This window comes from Micromonospora orduensis (genome assembly GCF_006228125.1).
Taxonomy (GTDB): Bacteria; Actinomycetota; Actinomycetes; order Mycobacteriales; family Micromonosporaceae; genus Micromonospora; species Micromonospora orduensis.
The window spans coordinates 1-22036 of the sequence record NZ_VDFY01000230.1; the positions used below are offsets into that span (position 1 = coordinate 1).

24 protein-coding genes are annotated in these 22036 nt (G+C 73.2%); 16 read left to right on the forward strand and 8 right to left on the reverse strand.

Annotated features, from left to right (window positions below):
* Positions 1 to 430: DUF4190 domain-containing protein (locus FHG89_RS25740; protein ID WP_139586990.1), on the forward strand; the 430-nt coding region annotated here is incomplete at its 5' end.
* A 58-nt stretch (positions 431 to 488) separates the two neighbouring features.
* Here the strand turns inward: FHG89_RS25740 and FHG89_RS25745 are convergent.
* Positions 489 to 1442, reverse strand: a complete 954-nt coding sequence (locus tag FHG89_RS25745; RefSeq protein ID WP_139586991.1) for an HpcH/HpaI aldolase/citrate lyase family protein — start codon at positions 1440 to 1442, stop codon at positions 489 to 491.
* Positions 1443 to 1571: 129 nt separating this feature from the next.
* Here FHG89_RS25745 and FHG89_RS25750 point away from each other — a divergent pair, with 129 nt between their 5' ends.
* The 7 genes from FHG89_RS25750 (at position 1572) to FHG89_RS33960 (ending at position 7798) form a co-directional block, all read left to right on the forward strand.
* Entirely contained in the window at positions 1572 to 2396 is an 825-nt protein-coding gene (locus tag FHG89_RS25750; RefSeq protein ID WP_139586992.1) for an SDR family NAD(P)-dependent oxidoreductase, read from the forward strand.
* A 187-nt stretch (positions 2397 to 2583) separates the two neighbouring features.
* Complete coding sequence (locus tag FHG89_RS25755) at positions 2584 to 3678, forward strand: SagB/ThcOx family dehydrogenase (RefSeq protein WP_139586993.1); 1095 nt, start codon at positions 2584 to 2586, stop codon at positions 3676 to 3678.
* Positions 3675 to 4694 (forward strand): alanine racemase, encoded by a 1020-nt coding sequence (locus tag FHG89_RS25760; protein ID WP_139586994.1) that lies wholly within the window; start codon positions 3675 to 3677, stop codon positions 4692 to 4694. Before FHG89_RS25755 ends, FHG89_RS25760 begins: the two co-directional genes overlap by 4 nt.
* Positions 4691 to 5980 (forward strand): MFS transporter, encoded by a 1290-nt coding sequence (locus FHG89_RS25765; RefSeq protein WP_139586995.1) that lies wholly within the window; start codon positions 4691 to 4693, stop codon positions 5978 to 5980. Before FHG89_RS25760 ends, FHG89_RS25765 begins: the two co-directional genes overlap by 4 nt.
* Positions 5964 to 6707, forward strand: coding sequence for a class I SAM-dependent DNA methyltransferase (locus FHG89_RS25770; RefSeq protein ID WP_139586996.1), 744 nt, complete (start codon positions 5964 to 5966; stop codon positions 6705 to 6707). The genes FHG89_RS25765 and FHG89_RS25770 overlap by 17 nt, the downstream gene beginning before the upstream one ends.
* 77 nt (positions 6708 to 6784) lie before the next feature.
* Complete coding sequence (locus FHG89_RS25775; protein ID WP_244295854.1) at positions 6785 to 7060, forward strand: hypothetical protein; 276 nt, start codon at positions 6785 to 6787, stop codon at positions 7058 to 7060.
* Between the two features lie 93 nt (positions 7061 to 7153).
* Positions 7154 to 7798 (forward strand): hypothetical protein, encoded by a 645-nt coding sequence (locus tag FHG89_RS33960; RefSeq protein ID WP_139586998.1) that lies wholly within the window; start codon positions 7154 to 7156, stop codon positions 7796 to 7798.
* A 6-nt stretch (positions 7799 to 7804) separates the two neighbouring features.
* Here the strand turns inward: FHG89_RS33960 and FHG89_RS25785 are convergent, their stop codons facing one another.
* Positions 7805 to 8764: a DMT family transporter gene (locus tag FHG89_RS25785; protein ID WP_139586999.1), complete on the reverse strand. Its 960-nt coding sequence runs from the start codon at positions 8762 to 8764 to the stop codon at positions 7805 to 7807.
* Between the two features lie 103 nt (positions 8765 to 8867).
* Here FHG89_RS25785 and FHG89_RS25790 point away from each other — a divergent pair, with 103 nt between their 5' ends.
* Positions 8868 to 9575, forward strand: a complete 708-nt coding sequence (locus tag FHG89_RS25790) for an HAD family hydrolase (RefSeq protein WP_139587000.1) — start codon at positions 8868 to 8870, stop codon at positions 9573 to 9575.
* A 17-nt stretch (positions 9576 to 9592) separates the two neighbouring features.
* Here FHG89_RS25790 and FHG89_RS25795 read toward each other — a convergent pair whose 3' ends face one another.
* Positions 9593 to 10123: a hypothetical protein gene (locus FHG89_RS25795; RefSeq protein ID WP_139587001.1), complete on the reverse strand. Its 531-nt coding sequence runs from the start codon at positions 10121 to 10123 to the stop codon at positions 9593 to 9595.
* An 18-nt stretch (positions 10124 to 10141) separates the two neighbouring features.
* Complete coding sequence (locus tag FHG89_RS25800; protein ID WP_139587002.1) at positions 10142 to 11011, reverse strand: PhzF family phenazine biosynthesis protein; 870 nt, start codon at positions 11009 to 11011, stop codon at positions 10142 to 10144.
* Between the two features lie 33 nt (positions 11012 to 11044).
* Here FHG89_RS25800 and FHG89_RS25805 point away from each other — a divergent pair, with 33 nt between their 5' ends.
* The 3 genes from FHG89_RS25805 to FHG89_RS25815 all read left to right on the forward strand — a co-directional run bounded on the left by FHG89_RS25805 (position 11045) and on the right by FHG89_RS25815 (position 14199).
* On the forward strand, positions 11045 to 12331 hold the full coding sequence (locus FHG89_RS25805; protein ID WP_139587003.1) for a magnesium transporter MgtE N-terminal domain-containing protein: 1287 nt from the start codon (positions 11045 to 11047) through the stop codon (positions 12329 to 12331).
* Positions 12324 to 12974 (forward strand): DUF1003 domain-containing protein, encoded by a 651-nt coding sequence (locus FHG89_RS25810; protein WP_139587004.1) that lies wholly within the window; start codon positions 12324 to 12326, stop codon positions 12972 to 12974. Before FHG89_RS25805 ends, FHG89_RS25810 begins: the two co-directional genes overlap by 8 nt.
* 76 nt (positions 12975 to 13050) lie before the next feature.
* Positions 13051 to 14199 carry an Mrp/NBP35 family ATP-binding protein gene (locus FHG89_RS25815; protein WP_139587005.1) on the forward strand — a complete coding sequence of 383 codons (1149 nt, stop codon included), beginning with the start codon at positions 13051 to 13053 and terminating at the stop codon, positions 14197 to 14199.
* 75 nt (positions 14200 to 14274) lie between these two features.
* Here FHG89_RS25815 and FHG89_RS25820 read toward each other — a convergent pair whose 3' ends face one another.
* Positions 14275 to 14697, reverse strand: coding sequence for a twin-arginine translocase TatA/TatE family subunit (locus FHG89_RS25820; RefSeq protein WP_139587006.1), 423 nt, complete (start codon positions 14695 to 14697; stop codon positions 14275 to 14277).
* Between the two features lie 76 nt (positions 14698 to 14773).
* Positions 14774 to 16204 (reverse strand): S1C family serine protease, encoded by a 1431-nt coding sequence (locus FHG89_RS25825; protein ID WP_425280220.1) that lies wholly within the window; start codon positions 16202 to 16204, stop codon positions 14774 to 14776.
* A 301-nt stretch (positions 16205 to 16505) separates the two neighbouring features.
* Between FHG89_RS25825 and FHG89_RS25830 the strand changes: the two genes are divergently transcribed.
* Entirely contained in the window at positions 16506 to 17075 is a 570-nt protein-coding gene (locus tag FHG89_RS25830; protein WP_139587067.1) for an O-methyltransferase, read from the forward strand.
* Positions 17076 to 17078: 3 nt separating this feature from the next.
* Here the strand turns inward: FHG89_RS25830 and FHG89_RS25835 are convergent, their stop codons facing one another.
* Both FHG89_RS25835 and FHG89_RS25840 read right to left on the reverse strand, forming a co-directional pair.
* Positions 17079 to 18554, reverse strand: coding sequence for a leucyl aminopeptidase family protein (locus FHG89_RS25835; protein ID WP_139587008.1), 1476 nt, complete (start codon positions 18552 to 18554; stop codon positions 17079 to 17081).
* Positions 18555 to 18700: 146 nt separating this feature from the next.
* Positions 18701 to 18868: a DUF3117 domain-containing protein gene (locus FHG89_RS25840; RefSeq protein WP_007455245.1), complete on the reverse strand. Its 168-nt coding sequence runs from the start codon at positions 18866 to 18868 to the stop codon at positions 18701 to 18703.
* Between the two features lie 190 nt (positions 18869 to 19058).
* Between FHG89_RS25840 and FHG89_RS25845 the strand changes: the two genes are divergently transcribed.
* Genes FHG89_RS25845 through FHG89_RS25855 form a run of 3 tightly spaced genes read left to right on the forward strand, consistent with a single transcriptional unit; the run spans position 19059 to position 22031 of the window.
* Positions 19059 to 19877: a PaaX family transcriptional regulator gene (locus FHG89_RS25845; protein ID WP_139587009.1), complete on the forward strand. Its 819-nt coding sequence runs from the start codon at positions 19059 to 19061 to the stop codon at positions 19875 to 19877.
* Between the two features lie 4 nt (positions 19878 to 19881).
* Positions 19882 to 20673 (forward strand): enoyl-CoA hydratase/isomerase family protein, encoded by a 792-nt coding sequence (locus tag FHG89_RS25850; RefSeq protein WP_139587010.1) that lies wholly within the window; start codon positions 19882 to 19884, stop codon positions 20671 to 20673.
* Between the two features lie 59 nt (positions 20674 to 20732).
* Positions 20733 to 22031 carry a DUF1800 domain-containing protein gene (locus tag FHG89_RS25855; protein WP_139587011.1) on the forward strand — a complete coding sequence of 433 codons (1299 nt, stop codon included), beginning with the start codon at positions 20733 to 20735 and terminating at the stop codon, positions 22029 to 22031.
* Positions 22032 to 22036 lie beyond the last annotated feature (5 nt).

Here is a 22036-nt window from a genome sequence, read left to right on the forward strand (position 1 = left end):
GCCCGGCCCGGCGGACCCGTACGCGCCGATCGACCCGTACGCCGGCGCGCAGCCCCCACCGGGCCAGCCGGTGCCCGGCTACGCCTCCCCCGGATATCCCCCGCCGGGGTACGCCCCGCCGGGTTATCCGCCGCAGTACCCCGGTTACGGCTACCCGCCACAGCCGAAGACCAACGGGATGGCCATCGCGGCGCTGGTGCTGGCCCTTGTCGGTTTCGCGTCCTGCATCACCGCGCCGGTCGGCGCGATCCTCGGCCACGTGGCTCAGAAGCAGATCCGGCTCACCGGTGAGGGCGGCGAGGGGATGGCGAAGGCGGCCATCATCATCGGCTGGATCCTCACCGGGCTCCTGGTGCTGCTCATCATCTTCTACGTCGTGGTGATCGTCCTCGCGATCACGACCGGTGCCAGCAGCGACAGCGGCTACTGACGGCGCAGCGCCGAGAGGTCGGGGTGGTCACCAGTGGTGCCCACCCCGACCCCGCCGGTCACTCCGGTGGGGTGAACGACGAGTTACGGCTCATGCCGGCGGCCCGCCCCTTGGCGGCGATCACGAGCGCCATCTTGCGGGACGCCTCGTCGATCATCTCGTCGCCGAGCATCACCGCACCCAGCTTGCCGCCGGCCTCCGAGGTGTAGTGCTCGTACGCGTCGAGGATCAGCTCGGCGTGGTCGTAGTCGGCCTGCGCCGGCTGGTACACCTCGTTGGCGGCGTCGATCTGGCCCGGGTGCAGCACCCACTTGCCGTCGAAGCCCAGCGCCGCCGAGCGCTTCGCCACCTCGCGGAACCCGTCCACGTCGCGGATCTGCAGGAACGGGCCGTCGATGGCCTGCTTGTCGTGCATCCGGGCGGCCATCAGGATCCGCATGAGGATGTAGTGGTACGGGTCGCCCGGGTAGTCGGGGATCAGCGCGCCCACCACCAGCGACCTCATGTTGATCGAGGCCATGAAGTCGGCGGGACCGAAGATGATGGTCTCCACCCGGGGCGAGGCACCCGCGATGGCGTCCACGTTGACCAGGCCGGCGGCGTTCTCGATCTGCGCCTCGATGCCGATCCGGCCGACCTCCAGGCCGAGCGTCTTCTCGATCTGGGTGAGCAGCAGGTCCAGCCAGTGCACCTGCTCGGCGTTCTGCACCTTGGGCAGCATGATGCAGTCCAGGTTCGCGCCGGCGCCCTCGACCACCTCGATGACGTCCCGGTAGGTCCACGGGGTGGTCAGGTCGTTGACCCGGACCACCCGGGTCTTGCCGGCCCAGTCGCCCTCGTTGAGCGCGGCCACGATGTTCTTGCGCGCGTCCGGCTTGGCCAGCGGGGCGACGGCGTCCTCCAGGTCGAGGAAGACCTGGTCGGCCGGGAGGCCCTGCGCCTTGCCGAGCATCTTGACGCTGGAACCGGGTACGGCGAGGCAGGACCGGCGGGGACGACCGACTGCGGCCATGGATGCACTCCTTCCAGCGTCCGGCGGGCACGCCGACGCCACCTGACGACAGATCCGAGAAACTTAACGATCCCAAAGGGCGTAGTGACGCCACGGTAACCTCGCGCCATGACCGGGGTGAATGGACCTGTGGAAGATCTCACTGGGCGTCGACTGGTGGTGGTGACCGGGGCCAGCTCCGGCATCGGGCTGGCCGCCGCCGAGCACCTGGCGTGCCGTGGTGACCAGGTGGTGCTTGTCGGGCGCGACCCGGCCCGCCTCCAGGCCGCCGCGGAACGCGTACGGGAGGCCTCGGGTGAGCGTCCGGAGCTGTTCCGGGCCGACTTCGCGGTGCTCGACGACGTACGCGGGCTCGCCGAGCGGCTGCGCGACGCGTACGACCGGATCGACGTGCTCGCCAACAACGCCGGCGCGATCGCGCTGCAACCGCTCACCACCGTCGACGGCTTCGAGATGTCGATCCAGGCCAACCACCTGGCCCCGTTCCTGTTGACCAACCTGCTCGCCGACCGGATCGGCCGGATCGTGGTCACCGCCTCCGGCGCGCACCGCTTCGGCAGGCTGAACCCGGACGACCTGAACAGCCCGCTGCGCCGCTACCGGCCGATGGGCGCGTACGGCACCAGCAAGCAGGCGAACATCCTGTTCACCGCCGAGGCGGCCCGCCGCTGGCCGCACATCCCGGCGTACAGCTTCCACCCGGGCGTGGTGCGCACCCGGTTCGCCAACGACAGCAGGCTTGTCGCCTTCGGCATGCGGGTCCTGCCGTTCCGCAGCCCGGAGAGGGCCGCCGGGACCCTGGTCTGGCTGGCCAACCAGGACCCGGCCCGGCTGGTCCAGGGCGGCTACTACTACAACCGCCGACCCCGCCGACCGTTCCGCAAGGCCGCCGACCTCCGACTCGCGGCCCGGCTCTGGGCCGCCAGCGCCGAGGCGGTCGGTATCCCCGCGTAGCCGGAGCCTCACAGGGGGTGTGTTCACAATGGACTTACTGATACGGTCGGTGCGGTCCAGTGATCAACGCCGATTTGTGAGGGAGACCCGCATGACCGAGCAGGTTGAGGCCTTCGAGCCCGTGGCATCGGACGACTACGACCAGGAACTGACCTGCCTGGAGCCGCCGGTCGAGTCCTGAGCAGTCGTGCGTGTCCGTGTGTCGCGGCTGGTCGTCTTCCTGTGGCGCGATGGTCAGCTCGTCTGTGACGATCCGCTGCGGCACCGGCAGATCGCGTTGACTGTCGAGGCGGAGCGGCTGCTGCGCGACTACGCCGACTGGGCCGAGCCCACCGGCAGGCTCGCGCAGCAGCTCCTCGCCGCGCACGTCCTCGTCGCCGAGGGTTCGTCGGAACACGCCCAGGAGGAACGTCTCGCCGCCTGGCGCGACCTGGGCCCGGCGGCCACCTACTACCACCTGGCCAGCCGCACCCTCGGCAGAGACGTCTTCCGCTCCGCCGCCGAGGACGCCGCAGTACTGCGCGCCAAGACCACCCAGCCGGATCCGGTCAAGGAATACGAGGGGCCCCGCACCGCCCTGCCCCGCACCGACCCGCCGGCCGTCGACTTCACCCGGGTCCTCGACGCCCGGCGGTCGACGCGATGGTTCGATCCCGAGACCCCGGTGCCGCTGTCGGCGTTCGCCGCCCTCCTGCGGTGGACGGCCGGGGTCCGGCGCGAGGTGGATGTCGCCGGAGTCGGGACGGCGTTGATGAAGACCGTGCCGTCCGGCGGATCCCGCCATCCGGTCGAGGTCTACCCGGTGATCCGCGACGTGGCGGGGGTGGAGCCCGGCGTCTACCACTACTCCGTACGCCGCCACGAGCTGGTGCGGCTCGCCGACGCGAGCGGCGAGGACCGGCTGCGCGAGTGGTGCGGTGGGCAGCCGCACGCCGCCCAGGCCGGCTTCCTGCTGATGTACGCGGCGGTCCTCGACCGGACCGTGTGGAAATATCCGGCGGCGCGGGCGTACCGGGCGCTCCTGCTCGACGTCGGCCACCTGAGTCAGACCGTGTACCTCACCGCGACCGCGCTCGGTCTCGGGACGTTCTTCACCGCCGCCACCCGCGACGAGCCCGTCGAGGACACCCTCGGGCTGTCCTGGTCGGAGGAGATCTTCCTCGGGGTGTCCGGCGTCGGCGTGCCGCATCCCGCCGAACGGGACCGGCAGGCGGCGATGCTCGACGGTGGCGAGGCGGCCTTCTCCTTCCCCCCGGACGCCTGGCACGGACGGGGCGAATGACGCCGAGGATCACCGTCGACCTTGCCCGGCTCGACGCGAACATCGCGCGGTATGGCGCCCTCGCCGACGAGGCCGGCGTCGCCCTGCGCGCACACGTCAAGGGGCACCGCACGCCCGAGATCGCCGCCCGGCAGGTGGCCGCGGGCGCGGTGGGCGTCGCCGTCCACTCCGCGGCCGAGGCCGAGGCCTACCTGGCGGTGGGCGTGACCGACGTCGTGGTGGCGTGGCCGTGGCGCGACCCGTGGCGGTGGGACAGGTTCGCCCGGCTCGCGCGGCGCTGCGCGGTGACGGTGCACGTCGACCACCCCGACACGGTGGCAGGCCTCGGCGCGGCGGCCGTGGCGCACGGCGTCGCACTCGACGTACGGATCGAGGTCGACACGGGCCTGCACCGCGGCGGTGTCGACCCGGAGGCGGCCGGGAAGCTGGCCGGGTCGATCGCGGGGACCGACGGGCTGCGCCTGGCGGGCGTGACCGGGTACGTGGGAATCACCGACCCCGCTGCCGCCCGCGGCCGCGTCGACCTGGGCCGCCACCAGGCGCAACTCCTGGTGTCGGTCGCGCGGCGCATCCGGGCCACCGGAGCGGCCTGCCCGACGGTGAGCGTCGGCGGTACACCGACCCTGCTCGGCGCGCTGGACGTCGCCGGCGTGACCGAGGTCTGCGCCGGCGCGTACGCCCTGCTCGACGGCGGGCTCGCCCGGCTGGGCGAGTGCGACACCGAGGCGGTCGCGATCGCCGTCACCGCGACAGTCACCGGTACCGACGGGCCGGTGCCGCGCACCGACGCCGACGAGCTGCTCGCGGGCGCCGACCAGACCTGGATGAGCGGTGTCGTGATGACGGGCCTCGACGGCATGCCGGTCCACGCGGGCTCGGTGTGCGTGGGCGACGAGGTGCGGGTGCTGCCCGGGCACGTCTGCCCGGTGGTGGCCCGCCAGCCGCTGCTGCACGTGCTCGACTCGGGCGAGCCGGTGGCACAGTGGCGGGCGCTGGTCCGCCCGGACCGGGCATGACGGACACGGTGGCCGGCGCTGGTCCACCCGGACCGGGCCTGAGCGACACGGTGGTGGCCGGGGATCGACAGGTGGATCCGCTGCGCGAGCGCCGGTTCGTCCTGTTCGCCGCCGCCAGGACGATCTCCGTCTTCGGCAACGCCATGGGCCCGCTCGCGCTGACCTTCGCCGTGCTCGACCTGCCCGACGGGTCGGCGCCGGCGCTGTCGCTCGTGCTCGCCGCGATCTCGGTGCCCAGGATCGCGTTGATGCTGCTCGGCGGCGTCATCGGCGACCGGCTGCCGCGCCACCTCGTACTCGTGGCGGCGGAGCTGATGTGCGGCACGGCGTACGCCGCGATGACGGTCCTCGTCCTGGCCGGGCGGGCGGGCGTCGCCACCCTCGCTCTCTGCGCGGCCGTCGCCGGCACCGCCTCGGCGCTGCTGCTGCCCTCGCTGAACGGGCTGACCGCCGAACTGGTCGCGTCCGGGGCACGGCAACGTGGCAACGCCGTGCTGCGGCTGGGCACGAACACCGCCACGGTGGCGGGCTTCGCCGCCGGCGGCACGCTGATCGCCTGGCTGGGGCCGGGCTGGGCGCTGGCGCTGGACACCGCGACGTTCGCCGTCGCCGCCGGGCTCCTCGCGCGGCTCCGCCTCGACCGGGCCCACCGGACGACCGGGCGGAACCTGCCCGCCCAGCTCCGAGACGGTTGGCGCGAGTTCGTCCGGCGGCGCTGGCTGTGGCAGATCGTGCTCGCCGCGGCGGTGGTCAACGCCGCCGTCGGGGTCACCTTCGGGCTCGCGGGGCCGCTTGTCGCCCGAACCCACCTCGGTGGCGCGGGCGCGTGGTCCGCCGTCCTCGCCGGGTACGCGGTGGGCATGTTCGCCGGGGTACTGGTCGCGATGCGGGTCCGTACGACCCGGCCGCTGCGCGTGGCCGTGCTCGCCGTGTCGATGCTGGGACTGCCGGCGCTGTTGCTCGGCTCCGGCGCCGCGCTGCCCTTCGTGGTGCTCACCGCCGTACTGGCCGGCGTGGCGTTCGACGTCTTCGGGGTGCTGTGGGAGACGACAGTCCAGTCCGAGGTGCCGGTCGAGGCGATGTCCCGCGTGAGCGCGTACGAGTGGCTGGGAGCGGTGGGTCTCGGGCCGCCGGTCATGATCGCCGCCGGCTTCGTCGTACCCGAGATCGGCGTACGGCCGGCCCTGCTCTGCCTGGCCGGGGTGATCTTCGTAGCCGCGCTCGTCCCGTTGGTCAGTTCCTCCGTCCGGCACTACGAAAGGCAACCCGATGGCCGAGTACATTGACGCCTTCGCCACGGCGTACGACCGCTTCTGGGCGCCGTACCCGGAGCGGATGGGCGAGGCGTGGCTGCGCCTGCACGCGCACCTGGCGCCAGGAGCCGAACGGAGCCTGCTCGACGTCGGCTGCGGCACCGGCATCGTGGCCGCCCGGTTCGCCGCCGCCGGCTACCGGGTCGTCGGGGTCGACGTCTCGGCGGCGATGATCGCCCGCGCCCGCGAACGGCTGGCCGGCACCGACGCGGTGCTGCTGACCGCGGACGCCACTGACTTCGAGGTGCCGCGCCCCTGCGCGTTCGCGCTCTCCACGTACGACATCGTCAACCATGTGGGTGAGCTCGACCGGGTCCGCGCCTACCTGCGTCGCGTCCACGCGGCGGTCCCCCCGGGCGGCTGGTTCGGCTTCGACATGTCCACCATCAGAGGCCTCAGCGCCGACGTCCCACCGGTCAGCCGGGAAGATGGCACGGCCTCCGTCGTGGCGGCCCGTGGCCCGCTCGACGGCGAGCGCCGCCCGCTGCACATCACCGGCGAGCTGCGCGGCGACGACGGCCGTACGACCCCCTTCGCCACGACGATCACCAACACCGCCCATCGGGTCGCCGACGTGCTCGCCGCCCTGACGGACGCCGGCTGGGTGCCGAAGCACGTCACCGCCGTCGACGACCTGCTCACCGACGTGCCGGACCCGGAGGCGCTGCCCCGGGTAGCGGTGATCGCCCACCGCGCCTGACGCCCCCGTCCCGCCGCCACCGGCACGGCTCGTCACCAGCGCCACGGCCGTCGGCATCGATGGGTAGCGTGGCCGCCATGCTCACTCTCGTCGCGGTTGTGGAGTACCCCAGCGGGGCCGAGGCCGCCGGTCAGCACTACGAGGACACCGTGCTGGCACTGCTCGGCCGGCACGGCGGCGAGTTGGAGCGGCGGCTGCGCGGCACCGACGGGCAGTGCGAGGTGCACGTCATCCGTTTCGCTGACCGGGCCGGGTACGAGTCGTTCCTCGTCGACCCGGAGCGGGCCGCGCTGCGTGCCGCCCTCGGCGAGGCCGCCCCGAACACCAGGGTCATCGAGGTGCACGAGGTCTAGGGGCTGGGAGAGCCGTCTCTTCCCTTACTTCATCACGGCTCAGCAGCAGAAACAAGACTTGATCTTGGCTGGTGCGGAGGCCAGGGTCGGTGCATGGATTTCGATGCGACAGCCACCGCCCGGCGGGCTCTGTGGATCGGGGGCGGACAGTGGGCCGGAAAGTCCACGGTCGCCGTCACGCTCGCCCTGCGGCACGGACTGACCGCCTACCTCTACGACAGGCACGACGCGCGCGGCCACGACGACCGGCGCATCGCCGACCGGGTCCGGCGCGGCGAACCGCCAGCAGGGCCCGACCCGGAGACCACCTGGGTCCGCACCGACCCGACCCGGATGGCGGCCGACACCCTGGCCGCCTTCCCCCGTCGCTTCGCCTGGGTGCTGGACGACCTGAGCGCGCTGGTGCCCGGCCGCCGCGTGGTGGCCGAGGGGTGGGGGCTACGGCCGGAGCTGGTGGCACCTGTCGTCGATTCGGTACGGCAGATGGTGGTGCTGGCACCCACCGACGAGTTCCGCGCCCACCAGATGGCGCGGCTGCCACGGGCCAGCTTCGCCGTACCGGGCCTCAGAGACCCCGATCAGGCCCTGCGCAACCGCTGGGCGCGGGACGAACTGGTGACGGCCGACGCGGTGGCCCAGGCCGAGCGGCTGGGCGTACGGGTGATCCCGGTCGACGGGACGCTCGACGGCGACCAGTTGACCGACCTGGTCGCTGAGCAATTCGCCGCGTACCTCTGAACGTCGTCAGCCGTCCAGCGGGGCCGGGTCGGCCGGTAGCGGCGTGGGTGGTGTGACGCGACGGCCGGCCCGGGCACCACCCAGCACCACCACCGCGACGCCGACCAGCAGCAGCGCCATCCCCAGCAGCGCGTACGGGCGGGGCAGCTGGCCCAGCCACGCCCACCCGAGCAGCGCCGCGCCGGGCACCTCCAGCAGGATCAGCACGCTCACCGTGGTCGCCGAGATCTTGTGCAGGGCGTAGTTGAACATCGAGTGTCCGAGCAGTTGGGCGCCGGCCACCAGGGCCAGGATGGCCAGCCAGGTGCGCGGGTCGAAGCCGACCAGTCGTACGCCACCGAGAAGGCAGACCACCAGCAGGATGAGCGCGCAGATGCCGTAGCAGATGGTGGTGTAGGTGGTGGTGCTGATGCTGGCCCGGGCGCGTTCACCGAAGGCCGTGTAGACGGCGGCGAAGATGCCGCCGGTCACCGCCAGCAGGTCACCGACGACTGCCTTACCGGACACGCCCACGTCGGCGCCGGTGGCGATCACCGCGCCGCCGGCCGCCACCGCGACGCCGATCCACACCACCAGGGGCAGCCGCCGTCCCTGGGCGCGGGCGATCAGCCCCTGCCAGATGGGCTGGGTGGCGCCCAGGGCGGTGGCCGCGGCGACCGAGGTGAGCTGCGCGCTCGGCACCCAGGTGGCGAAGTGCGCGGCCAGCGCGACCCCGGACAGGACACAGAACAGGCCCTCGCGCCGGCCGGCGCCGACGGTCAGCCGGCGGAACTCGGCCCGGCGCCGAGCCAGGGAGAAGGGGCTCAGCACGGCGACCGCGAGCAGGTTGCGCCAGAACGCGATGGCAAGCGCCGGAGCGGCGGCGTACGCGATCAACGGCCCGGACGACGACACGGCGACGACGGCCAGGCCGACCGCTCCGGTGGTCAGCGGGTCCAGGGACGGGCGGTCCGAAGGTGGGGGCACGGGGAGTAATCCTCACACGTATGACGGGCAACACGGACGGTCAGCGCTCCGTTACCATCACGCGGTCACGCCGGCGACCACGACCGCCCGGAGGCGTTCCCCCATGCCCAGCTACCAGGCGGTTCTGTTCGACTTCTTCGGCACGCTTACCCGTTCGGTGCAACGCGGCGTCGCCCACCTCGGCACCGCCGAGTTGCTCGGCTGCCCCACCGACACGTTGACCGAGGTGCTGGACCGCACCTACTACGAGCGGGCCACCGGCCGCCTCGGTGACGCCCAGGCGACGCTGCGCTGGGTGTGCGCCCAGGTGGGCGTACACCCCAGCGACCATGCGCTGCGCGCGGCCGTGGCGTCCCGGCACCGGGCCGTCCGCGCGGACACCCGGCTGCGCGCCGACGCGGTGCCGGTGCTCGCGGCCCTGCGCGGACGCGGCCTGCGCACCGGCGTGATCAGCGACTGTACGCACGAACTGCCGGCGTTCCTCCCGCAGCTCGCGGTCGCCCCGCTGCTCGACGTGCGGGTCTTCTCCGTGCAGGTCGGACAGTGCAAGCCGGATCCGGCGCTCTACCTGACCGCCTGTCGCCGGCTCGGGCTGGCGCCGGCGGACTGCCTCTACGTCGGCGACGGCGGCAGTCAGGAGCTGACCGGGGCAGATCGGGCCGGGATGACGGCCGTCCGGCTCGCCGCGCCCGACCTCGGCGAACACATGGTGTTCAACGCCGACCGGGACTGGCACGGGCCGGTGCTCGGCACGCTGCGCGAGGTGCTCGACCTCGTCGACTCCGACGTCGAGGTGGTCGGTGCGGCCTGACGGCCCGGCCACCGGTCTCAGCGGCGGCGGACCCGGTGCAGGCGGAACGGCTTGCGGGTGGCCCGCACCGCCGGTGTGGCGCGGGGCGACTCGGACTGCGCGTCGGACGGCAGGTCGGCGCCGGCCAGCGGCGCACCGGCCGGAGCGAGCCGGTTCACCGCGCAGCCGTCGGCGGCCCACCGTGCGACCAGGTCAGCGGTCGGGCCGGGCGCGTTCAGGCGCTTGCCCGCCACCAGCGGCGCGGTGGTGTCCCACGCCTCGGTGCCCGGGCGCACCCGGGACACCCGGGCCGGCCAGGTGACGATCCGGCCACCGTGGTCACCGCGCAGCGTGACCTGCGCCTCGGTCGCGTCGGCCAGGCCCGGCGCGGCCTGCTCACCCGGACCGCTGACCACGAAGAGCGCGCCCTCCAACGGGGCGCACCAGAGCGCGAGCGCCGGCCCGCCAGCCACGCTGACCCAGGCCACGGCGGCCTTCTTCATCGCCTCGTCGACCAGCGGCGTGCCGCCGGGGGCATCCTCGTCCGTCACACCCGCATTCTCCCGCATGGACGGCTGCCCGCCCGGTCAGCCCACGAAGGGCGGCACGGCGATCTCGCCCCGGGCCACCGGCATCACCTGGCCGGAGACCGTCGCGCCGACCACCACGCCGCCGGCGGCGGTGACCGTGCAGGCCAGCGCGGACGGACGGTTCATCTCCACACCCTGGCGGACCGCGTACTCCGACATCCCCTCACCGGGCAGCAGGCCACTCGCCACCAACCAGACACCGAGACCGAGCGCCGCCGAGCCGGTCGCCGGATCCTCAGGTACGCCGAGCCCCGGCACGAAGACCCGGGCGTGCGCGGTTTGCGCTGCGGCGTCCCAGGAGAAGACGCTGACGTGCGCCACCCCGTACCGCTCCGCCGCAGCCGGGTTCACCCGTGCCCGGGCCAGCGCCTCCGGCCGCACCGGCAGATAGGGGAACTCCAACCCGCAGCCGGCCACCCGGGGGGCCGGTCCGGCGTGGTCGTCCGCGTCCAGCCCGGCGATCTCCAGCAACGGCTCGGCGTCCAACTCGGGGCCGAGGGTGGGGGTCCCACCGGTAAGCGTCGCGCCGGACGCCGTCACCTCGATCGGCAGCACCCCGGCACCGCACTCCTGAGTGATCCGCCCCACACCGAACATTCCGCGTCGGCTCGCGGTCACCGCCGCGCCGACGCTGGGATGCCCGGCGAACGGCAACTCCTCGACCGGAGTGAAGATCCGGGCCCGGTAGGTGGCACCGACCTGCGTCGGGGGCAGCACGAACACCGTCTCGGAAAGGTTGAACTCCAGCGCGAGCGCCTGCATCTGCTCCGTCGCCAGCGCCTCCGCGCCGAACACCACGGCCAGCGGGTTGCCGGCGAACGGGCGGTCGGTGAAGACGTCCACGATCTCGTACGCCAAGGTCGACATGTTGATAAACACTAGGCGCTTAGGCTGGTGCCCGTGAGCACGCCGACCCGGGTCTACATCGCCCGCCTCGCCGGAGTCGCCGTCTTCGATCCGAACGGTGACCAGGTGGGCCGGGTTCGTGACGCCGTGGCCCGGCTCCGGGCGACCAAACGTCCCCCGGAGGTGGTGGGCCTCGTCGCCGAGATGCCGATGCGTCGACGGATCTTCCTGTCCATCAACCGGATCACGTCCATCGACGCGGACGCCGTGGTGCTCGGCTCCGGCACCCTCAACCTGCGCCGGTTCGAGAAGCGTCCCAACGAGCTGCTCGTCCTCCAGGAGCTGCTGGACCGGCGGGTGAGCCTCGATCCGGGCGGCCAGCCCGGCGCGGTGGTGGACGTCGCGATGGAGTGCAGCCGGGGCGGCGAGTGGTCGCTGAGCCGGGTCGCCGTCCGCGAGCAGACCGGCCGGCTCAGCCGCAGAGGCCACCTCCACCAGGTCGAATGGGACCGGGTGCGCGGCCTCAGCGGCATCGCCGACAACCGGGGTACGGCGAACCTGCTCGCCGTCCTGGAGGACATGCGCCCGGCCGACCTGGCCAACGCCCTTCAGGACCTGCCCGACTCGCGCCGCAACGAGGTCGCGGCGGCGCTCAACGACGAGCGGCTGGCCGACGTGCTCAGCGAGCTGCCGGAGCACGACCAGGTGGAGATCCTCGCCGCGCTGGACCGGGAACGGGCCGCCGACGTCCTGGAGGAGATGGACCCGGACGACGCCGCGGACCTGCTCAACGAACTGCCCCCGCCGGAGCAGGACGTCCTGCTGGACCTGATGGAGCCGGACGAGGCCGACCCGGTGCGTCAGCTGCTCAAGTACACGCCGGGCACGGCGGGCAGCGTGATGACCTCGGAACCGGTCATCCTGCCGCCGGACGCCACAGTCGCCGAGGCGCTCGCCCGGATCCGGGAACCGCAGCTCTCCCCCGCCGTCGCCGCCCAGGTCTTCGTGACCCGCGCCCCGCAGAACACGCCGACCGGCCGCTACCTGGGCATGGTGCACTTCCAGGCGCTGCTGCGCGAACCCCCGGCCGACCTGCTCGGCAAGGTGGTGGTCAACGACATCGACCCGCTGCGGCCCACCACCCCGCTGCCGGAGATCACCCGCCGGATGGCCACGTACGACCTGGTGGCCATGCCGGTGATCGACCGGAACAACCGGCTTGTCGGCGCCGTGACCGTGGACGACGTGCTGGACCACTCACTGCCCCGGGACTGGCGCGACCGGGACGCCCTGAGCGCGCCGGGCGCCACCGACGCGGCGTTGGACGGCGCGGATGGCTGAGCAGCGGCGGGCCGAGCGGCTTGACCAGCCGCGCGAGCCTCGAGGAGTCAAGCTGCCCCGGTTCGACGCGGAGGCGTTCGGCAGGTGGTCGGAGGGCATCGCCCGGGGCATGGGCACCGCGAACTTCATCGTGATCATGACGGTGGTCATCACGATCTGGTTCCTGTGGAACACGTTGGCCCCGGCGGAACTGCGCTTCGACCCGTACACCTTCACGTTCCTCACCCTGGTGCTGTCGTTGCAGGCCAGCTACGCGGCGCCGCTGATCCTGCTGGCTCAGAACCGGCAGGCCGACCGGGACCGGTTGGCGGCGGAGGAGGACCGGCGGCGGGCCACCGCGCAGAAGGCCGACACCGAGTACCTGGCCCGGGAGATCGCCGCGCTGCGGATCGCGCTGGGCGAGGTCGCCACCCGCGACTTCCTGCGCTCCGAGCTGACCCGGCTCGCCGAGGAGCTGGACGAGGCGGGGCAGCGCCGGCAGCGGCTGGAGCGCCGCCAGCAGGAGAAGGACAGCAGGCAGGAGCGGCGTGCCCAGCGGGCGACCGACGGTGTGGGGCTGGAGGAGCCGCGCGACGACCTGGACGGCGACTTCGCCCGTGACACCCGGCCGGACGGCACCGGCCCGCGCCGGTCGGAGAGCTGACCAACAGGTAATCGATTGGCTCACACCGCGCCGGGCAGAGGCGGCAGCGGATGCCCCTCGACGTAGCATTGCGGGCATGTCAGCACCCGTCAGCACCGTCGAGGACGCGATCCAGGCCGCCCTGGCCACCGTCAACGACCCGGAGATCCGCCGGCCCATCACCGAGCTGGGCATGGTCCGCTCGGCCACGATCGCCGACAGCGGGGTCGTACGGGTCGAGCTGCTGCTCACCGTCGCCGGCTGCCCGCTGAAGGACAAGCTGCGCACGGACATCACCGCCGCGGTCGCCGCGGTGCCCGGGGTGACCGGTGTGGAGATCGACTTCGGTGTGATGACCCCGGAGCAGCGGCAGTCGTTGCAGTCGCAGCTGCGCGGCGGCGGTGCCAGCGAGGAGCCGGTCATCCCGTTCGCCCAGCCCGGCTCACGGACCCGGGTGTACGCGGTCGCCAGCGGCAAGGGCGGCGTCGGCAAGTCCAGCGTGACCGTCAACCTGGCGGCTGCGCTCGCCGCCCGCGGGCTCTCCGTGGGTGTGGTCGACGCCGACATCTACGGCCACTCGGTGCCCCGGATGCTCGGCGCGGACGCCCGCCCCACCCGGGTCGAAGACATGATCATGCCGCCGCAGTCGCACGGCGTGAAGGTGATCTCGATCGGCATGTTCACCTCCGGCAACGCCGCAGTGGTGTGGCGCGGCCCGATGCTGCACCGGGCGTTGCAGCAGTTCCTCGCCGACGTCTACTGGGGCGACCTGGACGTGCTCCTGCTCGACCTGCCGCCGGGCACCGGCGACGTGGCCATCTCGCTGGCCCAGCTGCTGCCCAACTCGGAGATCCTGGTGGTCACCACCCCGCAGGCCGCCGCCGCCGAGGTGGCCGAGCGGGCCGGCGCGATCGCCCTGCAGACCCACCAGCGGGTGGTCGGCGTCATCGAGAACATGTCCTGGCTGGAGCTGCCGGACGGCTCCCGGATGGAGATCTTCGGCGCTGGCGGTGGCGCGCAGGTCGCCGAGTCGCTGACCAAGACGATCGGCGCGCAGGTGCCGCTGCTCGGGCAGATCCCGCTGGACACCCGCGTGCGGGAGGCCGGCGACGCCGGTAACCCGATCGTGCTGGCCGAGCCGGAGTCGCCGGCCGCGCAGGCGCTCGGCACGATCGCCGACCGGCTGGCGCTGCGCCGCGAGTCGCTGCTCGGCAAGCCGCTCGGCCTCAAGCCCGCCGGGCGCTGAGCACCCCCTGATCGACGGACGCCCCGCCTGCCACTCGGGCCTGCGGGGCGCGTTCGTGCAGATGCCGGGTCGGTGTCAGGTGGCGTCGTCGTAGCTGACCCGGGGGGCCGGCGCCGAGGGGGCGCCGGTGGCCGTGCCGGGACGCGCGCCGTTCGACCGCAGGTCGGCGGCGTTGGCCACATCCTTCAGGTCGTCGTGCACGCCGCTGACGTCCGCCCGCAGGTTGTCGTAGACGCCCTGCAACGGCTTGCGGATCGCCGCCTCGTCCTCCTCGCTGAGGAGGTGCTTGCGGATGAACGCCTTGGGATGCAGATCTTCCAGCTGGATGTCGGTGCCCAGCTCGCGGCTCAGGTCGCCGGTGGCGTTGCGGGCCATGTTGCGCAGGTTACGCACCAAACGCAGGCCGTCGGTGATCACCGCGGGCAGCCGGTCACCGAAGATCAACAGCGCCAGGAGCAGCAGCGCACCGATCTCCCACCAGTTCAGGTTGTCGAGCATCCCGCGGGCCTCCTCTCGGCGTCAGAGGCAAGACTACGCACGTGAGGCCGCTTTCGGGCAGGGGGTGCGCCGCTGTTCACTTGGCGTCCGCGGCGAGGGTGACAGACGTGTTCTGCCGATCGGAACCACGCCTGAACTCGACAGTCACCACCGAGCCGGGCGCGAACTTGCGGACCAGGGCGATCAGATCGGTCGGCTCGGTCATCGGTCGGCCGTTGAGCTTGAGGATCACGTCGCCGACCCGCAGCCCGGCACCGGCCGCCGGCCCGGACGGCTCGACCGCGGCCAGCCGTACGCCGCTACCGGCACCCGCCCCCGGGCCACCCACCTGGGCGCCGATCACCGTACGCCGGGCCTTGCCGGTGCCGATGATGTCCTGGGTCACCCGCTTGGCCTGGTTGATCGGGATGGCGAACGCGAGGCCGATGTTGCCGGCCTCCTGCCCCTCGGCGACCAACGACTTGATCGTGGAGTTCACGCCGACCACCCGCCCGGCCCCGTCGACAAGCGGGCCGCCCGAGTTGCCGTGGTTGACCGCCGCGTCGGTCTGGATCGCCGCGTAGTAGCGCACCGGCCCACCCGGCTCACCGGCCTGCATCGTGCGGTCCAGGGCGCTCACGATGCCGGCGGTGACCGTGTTGGCCAACGAGAGTGGCGAGCCGACGGCGAGCACCGGGTCGCCCACGGCCAGCGCGTCGGAGTTGCCGAACTCCACCGGCCGCAGCCCCGTCCGACTCACCTTGATCACCGCGATGTCCGATTCCGGGTCCTGACCGACAACTGTCGCCGGCGCGGTGCTGCCGTCGTTGAAGACCACCGAGGCCTTGCCGCTCCCTCCGGCCAGCACGTGGTCGTTGGTGATCACGTGGCCGTCGGCGCTGGCGATGAACCCGGAACCCTCACTCGTGCCGCCGAGGCTGCTCACCCGCACGGTGACCACGCTGGGCAGGACCCGTTCGGCCACCCCGGCCAGCGACTCCGGCCTGCGCTGGGCCAGCGCGGGCGGCTGCGCCGCCTCCTGACCGAGGACCGTCGCGGCGGCCCCGCCACGCACCGCGAACGCGTACCCCAAGGCGCCGCCGAGGGCGCCCGCGAGCAGGGCGGTGATCAGCGGGATGAGCAGCAGATGACGCAGCGCGGGGCGGCCCGGCGCCGCGTCCGGGTCGGTGACCGGCTCCGGTTCGGTGCCGGCTGCCACCACGGCGGGGACCACCACCGCGGCCGGCGCCGCCGGATCCCGCCACGGATCGGCAAGCGCGTCCGACCACCAGGGCGACGGGTCGACGCCGGACCCGCCCGGTGCCGGCGACCCGGCGTACGGGGCGGCCACCGGTGGCGGGCCCCCTGCCGCCGGTACGCCGCCCGGCGCCGCCACAGGGGCGCTGCCGGCCCCCGGCGCGCCCGGTGGCCCCACAGGCGGGACCCCTGCCCCGGGCGGTCGCACCGGCGCCGGAGTCTCACCGCCCCGGCGCCAGTCCCAGCCGTCGGTCACGTCGGTGCCTCCCAGTCCGTCCCCGGATCCCGCGCCGCGTCGCCCGGCCACGGTCCGGTGTGGGCGCGGCTGACGGGATACCGCCTCCAGGATTGCACGGATGCGCGCGGTGGAGTCAGCGGTTGCCCCCGGTGATCGCGTACGACGGAAGCCGCGGCTGCGTCCTGGAACGGTCGCCTCTACGCTCACAGTGCCAACCCGCCCCCGCACCACGCACCGCCCCCGGAGGTGCCCCATCGCCACGGTCGCCGGTTCCGGCAATTCGACGACCCAGGCTCAGCAGTTCGCCGAGTCGTACGTCACCGAGGATCTCGTCCTGCGTACCGCCCGCAGCCTGGCCCACGAGGTGGGCCTCGACGCGGTCACCCCCGGCGCCGGCGCGGCGCTGCGGCTGCTCGCCGCCGCTGGCAACGCCCGGGCGGTGGTGGAGATCGGCACCGGCACCGGGGTGAGCGGTGTGTGGCTGCTGCGCGGCATGCGCGCCGACGGTGTGCTCACCACCATCGACCTGGAGGTGGAGCATCAGCGGATCGCCCGGCGGATCTTCGCCGAGGCGGGCTTCGCCGCCGGCCGCACCCGGATCATCACCGGCCGCGCGCTGGACGTGCTCCCCCGGCTCGCCGACGGCGCGTACGACCTGGTCTTCGTGGACGCCGAGGCGACGGGATTCCACGCCTGCGTGGAGGCCGCGTTGCGACTGCTGCGCCCGGGTGGCGTGCTCGCGCTCAACGGCGTGCTGGCCGGCGGCCGGATCGGTGACCCGGCCGCCCGGGACGCCGAGACGGTGACGGTCCGCGAGACGATCAAGGCGGTCCGGGAGTCGGAGCACTGGATCCCGGCGCTGCTCCCGGTCGGGCACGGGGTGCTCGCCGCGGTGAAGTGCTGACTGTCAGTCGACGCTGGCCAGCCAGCGCAGCAGCGAGCGCACACCCCAGCCGGTGGCGCCGCGGCTGACCTCGGCCTGGTCGCCGTCCGCCCAGGACGGGGCCGACATGTCCAGGTGCAGCCAGCGGTCCCGCAGGTCGCCGGTGAACTCGCGCAGATAGAGCGCGGCGGTCACCGAGCCGGCACCCTGCGCCGGCGCGCTGTAGAGGTCGGCGATCTCGCTGCCCAGGTATTCGACGTAGTCGGTGTGCAGCGGCATCCGCCACGCGGACTCGCCGGCCGCCTCGACGGCCGCCAGCACGTCGGCGGCCAGCTCGTCGTTGTCGCTGTACAGGGCGGCGGTGCGCTTGCCCAACGCCACGGCGTTGGCGCCGGTGAGCGTGGCCAGGTCGAGCAGCAGGTCGGGCTTGAGCTGCTGCACCGCGTACGCCAGCGCGTCGGCCAGGACCAGCCGGCCCTCGGCGTCGGAGTTGGTCGTCTCACTGGTGATGCCGCCGTAGTGCCGGACGATGTCGCCGGGGCGGAACGCCGAGCCGCTGACCATGTTCTCCGCGAGCGGGGCGAGCATGGTGATCCGGATCGGCAGTCGCAGCTCGGCGGCGCCGAGGGTGGCCGCGACGACGGCAGCCGCGCCCGCCATGTCCTTGCGCATGAGCTTCATCGCCGGGACCGGCTTGATCGAGAGGCCGCCGGTGTCGAACGTGATGCCCTTGCCGATCAGCACCACGTGGGTGCGCGCGTCGGCGGGATGCCAGTCCAGTTCGACGAGGCGGGGACCGCTCGCCGAGCCGCCGCCCACGGCGAGGATCCCACCGAAGCCCTCGGCGGCCAGCTCGGCCGGGCCACGGACCCGCAGTCCCAGGCCCGGAAGGTCGGCTGCGGCGGCCGTCACCTGCTCGGCGAACCACTGCGGGTTCTTCTCCGAGGACGGCATGTTTGTCAGGTCGCGGGCGAGTCGGGTCATCGCCGCGGTGGTCCGGGCGGTGGCGACTGTCGACTCGTACGCGGCCGGGTCGGTGAGCAGCAGGTCGACGCCGCCGAGCGCGGGCGTGGTGCCGGCCTCGGTGAGCCGGAACCGGTACGAGGCGAGCAGCAGGCCCTCGGCCAGGCCACGGACGACCGCCGGGGTCACCTCGGTCGGCAGCGCGATGGTGATGTGCGTCTCATCGGCGCAGGAGCGCGCCAGTGCGGCCCCGGCGGTACGCCAGGCCGCCTCGTCGCCGTCGCCGATGCTGAGCAGCAGCAGCCGTCCGGGGGTACGCCCGGGGCGGAGCTGGGTGCGGATCTCGCCGGCCCGCCCGGTCAGCCGGGCCACCGGCGTCAGTGCGTCCGCCTCGTCGGCGGTGCCGTCCGGGGGTGCCACGGCGGTCGGCGCCGGCACTGCTGACGCCTCGCCCCCGGTGGCCTGACCGGCCGGACGGACGGGCAGGACGAGGACGTCGAGCCGATCGGACTCGGCGACGAGACGGATGTCGAGCACGCGGAACCGCACCTCCAGGAAGTGTCGCGGAGCGGATCCGGGCTGGCCGGTCCGCACCGATGAAGACCCTGAGCCACCGGCGGTACCGGTGGCTCAGGGTCTGGGGAATGATCCGGGCGGCGTGCACCGCCCGGGCCACTCCTCACTCAGCCGGCGGCTGCCTTCAACGCGTCACCGAGCGCGTTGGCCTCGTCGGGAGTCATCTCGACGACGAGCCGGCCACCGCCCTCCAGCGGGACCCGCATGACGATGCCCCGACCCTCCTTGGTGACTTCCAGCGGACCGTCGCCCGTCCGCGGCTTCATCGCCGCCATGTTGTCTCCCCTCAGACCTACACCAGGGTCGGTGGGTTGCCCCACAGCCACTTCGTCTCGACCGCCCGCAACCGTCGCGGAGGTGTCGACCAACGATTTTCCCTGATAAACACCGCCGGACCCAAACCGGAGCAGCATTGATGTAACAGCATCTAGCTTATCTTGAGAAGGCCTGTCACAATGTGCGGTCATGCAGGCACGGTCGGCACTCTTCGACCTGTACGGCGACCACCTCCGGCCCAGGGGTGGCCGGGCACCCGTCGCTGCCCTGGTCAAGCTACTGGCACCGTTGGGAATCGCACCGCCGGCCGTTCGCACCGCCGTGTCCCGGATGGTGCGCCAGGGCTGGCTCGACCCGCTCCGTCTGGCATCCGGACCGGGATATTCGATCACACCAAAAGCCGCCCGCCGACTCGACGAGGCCGCCGCCCGGATCTACCGGACCGGCCGCGTCACGTGGGACGGACGGTTCGATCTGCTCGTCCTGGAGGCGCCCGGCTCCCGCCGGGACCGGCAGCGGCTCGCCGCCACCCTGAGCTTCCTCGGCTACGGCACCCTCGACGAGCAGACCTGGGTCGCCACCCGGCCCGGCGAGGACGTCGACCTGCTGCTCGCCGAGGCCGGCATCCGGTTCGAGCGGTTCACCGCCTCGCACTACTCCGGCACCCCCGGGGCGATGGGCGTGGTCCGTCGGGCGTGGGACCTCACCGAGATCGGCCACGCCTACGAACGCTTCGTCGCCGACCAGCGCCCCCTGCTCGCCTCGGTCACCGTCCGCAGCAGCGACGAGGAGGCGTACGCGGCCCGGTTCCGGCTCGTGCACGCGTGGCGTACCTTCCTGTTCCGGGACCCGCAGCTGCCCCCGGCGCTGCTGCCCGAGCGCTGGTCCGGCACCGCCGCGGCCAGTTTCTTCGACCGGCACGCGGCCCGCCTGCGTCCGGCCGCCGACCGGTACGTCGAGCAGTGCCTCGACGCCGGCAACCGCATCGTCCGACAGAAGGGTCGTTAGACACGTGACCGAGCCGTTGCTCGTCGACCGGACCGACGCCGTCGTCACGCTCACGCTGAACCGGCCGAACGCGATGAACGCGCTCGACGTGGCGTTGAAGGAAGCGCTGCGGGACACGCTGGCGGAGCTGGAGACCGACAGGTCCTGCCGGGCGGTCGTACTGGCCGGGGCGGGCGGGTCGTTCAGCGCCGGTCAGGACCTGCGCGAGCACGTGTCGACGCTGGAGAACAGCTCCGCCGACCCGCTGGGCACCGTCCGCGCGCACTACAACCCGATCGCCGCGCGGCTGGCCAACCTGCCCAAGCCGGTCGTCGCCGCCGTCCGGGGGATGGCCGCCGGAGCCGGTGCCTCCCTGGCGTTCCTCGCCGACATCCGGATCGGCGGCCCGAGCACCAGCTTCCTGATGGCCTTCGCCAAGGTCGGCCTCGCCGCCGACACCGGCGCGTCCTGGACGCTGCCCCGGCTCGTCGGCCACGCCAAGGCGGTGGAGCTGCTGATGCTCGCCGAGCCGGTCCGCGCCCAGGATGCCTGCCAGCTGGGCCTGCTCAACCGGCTGACGGACGACGACGAGCAGGTGCTGCCGGCCGCGCAGGAACTGGCCGCACGACTGGCCGCCGGCCCCACCGTCGCGTACGGGGCGATCAAGCGGCAGCTCTCCATCGCCGACGCCGGCACCCTCGCCGACGCCCTCGCGGCCGAGGCGCAGGCACAGTCGATCTGCGGGGCCACCGACGACCACCGGGCGGCCACCCTCGCCTTCGTCGGCAAGCAGAAACCGGTCTTCGAGGGACACTGAACGCGATTCGCACCTCGGCCTTACCGTCCTCGAACACGGGCCGCCTAACGTCGGCGTCCATGAGCGATCGTGAAGCGGTGGCGCACCTGCTGCGCCGGGCCACCTTCGGGCCTACCGCCGACGAGGTGGACGCGGCCGAGCGGGCCGGACCGGCGGCGACGCTGGATCGGCTGCTCGCCCCCGGGCGGGTCGACCGGGGCGCGGCGGCCACTCCGCCGCCGGCGCTGCCCGCCGACCCGTACGCCGCGCTGAGCAAGGAGTCCACCCGCGAGCAGCGGCAGAAGGCCAACGCGGAGCGCCGCGAGCAGCTCCAGCAGGTCACCGAGTGGTGGCTGGACCGGATGGTGGCCGCCGAGGACGGGCTGAGCGAGAAGTTGCTCTTCTTCTGGCACGGGCACTGGGCCACAAGCGCGCAGAAGGTCAAGTCCGCGCGGACGATGCTGGGCCAGTTGGCGACGCTGCGCCGCCACGGGCGGGGGCCGTTGGGCCCGCTGGTCGCCGCGATGGTGCGCGACCCGGCCCTGATCATCTGGCTGGACGGGCAGAAGAACACCCGCAAGGCGCCGAACGAGAACCTGGCCCGCGAGCTGATGGAGCTGTTCACCCTCGGCATCGGCAACTACACCGAGGCCGACGTGAAGGCCGGCGCGCGCGCCCTGACGGGCTGGGTGGTCGACAGGCGTACCGGTGTCGCCCGTTTCGAGGCCAAGCGGCACGACCCCGGCGAGAAGACCATCCTCGGGCAGAGCGGCCGGTTCGACGCCGAGGCGTACGCCGGACTGCTGGCCGCCCAGCCCGCGGCCGCGACGTTCGTGGCCGGGCGGCTGTGGTTCCGCTACGCCGGCGCCGACGTCCCGGCGCCGGACGGCCTGGCCGGTACGGACACCGTCGCGACCCTGCGCGCGGTCCTCACCGCGCCGGCCTTCGCGCAGAGCCGGGGCACCCTGGTGAAGCAGCCGGTGGAGTGGCTGGTCGGCGCGCTGCGGCAGCTCGGCATCCGCCCGTCCGCGCTGCCCGAGCAGCAGCGCAGGCAACTGCTGGGCGGGCTGAACGCGCTGGACCAGGTGCCGCTGCGACCGCCCAGCGTGGGCGGCTGGCCGGCCGGGGCGGCCTGGCTGACCACGTCGTCGTTGCAGGCCCGGCTCCGGCTGGCCGGGATGCTGGCCGCCGCCGCGGCACCGGCGGTGCTGGACCGGCTGACCGCCGCGCCCGCCGCCGGCCGACCCGACGCGCTGGCCCGGCTGCTCGTCGTCGACGGCTGGGGCGCCCGCACCCGCGCCGCCCTGACCCCACTGGCCGGAGAACCCCGCAAGCTGCTGGCCGCCGGCCTGGTCAGCCCCGAATACACAGTCAGCTGAGCGGA

Coding starts and splice junctions, on each gene's coding strand:
- FHG89_RS25790 (WP_139587000.1), top strand. CDS start 8,868: ATGCCCAGCTACCAGGCGGTTCTGTTCGACTTCTTCGGCACGCTTACC.
- FHG89_RS25840 (WP_007455245.1), bottom strand. CDS start 18,868: ATGGCGGCGATGAAGCCGCGGACGGGCGACGGTCCGCTGGAAGTCACC.
- FHG89_RS25795 (WP_139587001.1), bottom strand. CDS start 10,123: ATGCGGGAGAATGCGGGTGTGACGGACGAGGATGCCCCCGGCGGCACG.
- FHG89_RS25745 (WP_139586991.1), bottom strand. CDS start 1,442: ATGGCCGCAGTCGGTCGTCCCCGCCGGTCCTGCCTCGCCGTACCCGGT.
- FHG89_RS25770 (WP_139586996.1), top strand. CDS start 5,964: ATGGCCGAGTACATTGACGCCTTCGCCACGGCGTACGACCGCTTCTGG.
- FHG89_RS25775 (WP_244295854.1), top strand. CDS start 6,785: ATGCTCACTCTCGTCGCGGTTGTGGAGTACCCCAGCGGGGCCGAGGCC.
- FHG89_RS25845 (WP_139587009.1), top strand. CDS start 19,059: ATGCAGGCACGGTCGGCACTCTTCGACCTGTACGGCGACCACCTCCGG.
- FHG89_RS25765 (WP_139586995.1), top strand. CDS start 4,691: ATGACGGACACGGTGGCCGGCGCTGGTCCACCCGGACCGGGCCTGAGC.
- FHG89_RS25800 (WP_139587002.1), bottom strand. CDS start 11,011: ATGTCGACCTTGGCGTACGAGATCGTGGACGTCTTCACCGACCGCCCG.
- FHG89_RS25855 (WP_139587011.1), top strand. CDS start 20,733: ATGAGCGATCGTGAAGCGGTGGCGCACCTGCTGCGCCGGGCCACCTTC.
- FHG89_RS25760 (WP_139586994.1), top strand. CDS start 3,675: ATGACGCCGAGGATCACCGTCGACCTTGCCCGGCTCGACGCGAACATC.
- FHG89_RS25810 (WP_139587004.1), top strand. CDS start 12,324: ATGGCTGAGCAGCGGCGGGCCGAGCGGCTTGACCAGCCGCGCGAGCCT.
- FHG89_RS25820 (WP_139587006.1), bottom strand. CDS start 14,697: ATGCTCGACAACCTGAACTGGTGGGAGATCGGTGCGCTGCTGCTCCTG.
- FHG89_RS25815 (WP_139587005.1), top strand. CDS start 13,051: ATGTCAGCACCCGTCAGCACCGTCGAGGACGCGATCCAGGCCGCCCTG.
- FHG89_RS33960 (WP_139586998.1), top strand. CDS start 7,154: ATGGATTTCGATGCGACAGCCACCGCCCGGCGGGCTCTGTGGATCGGG.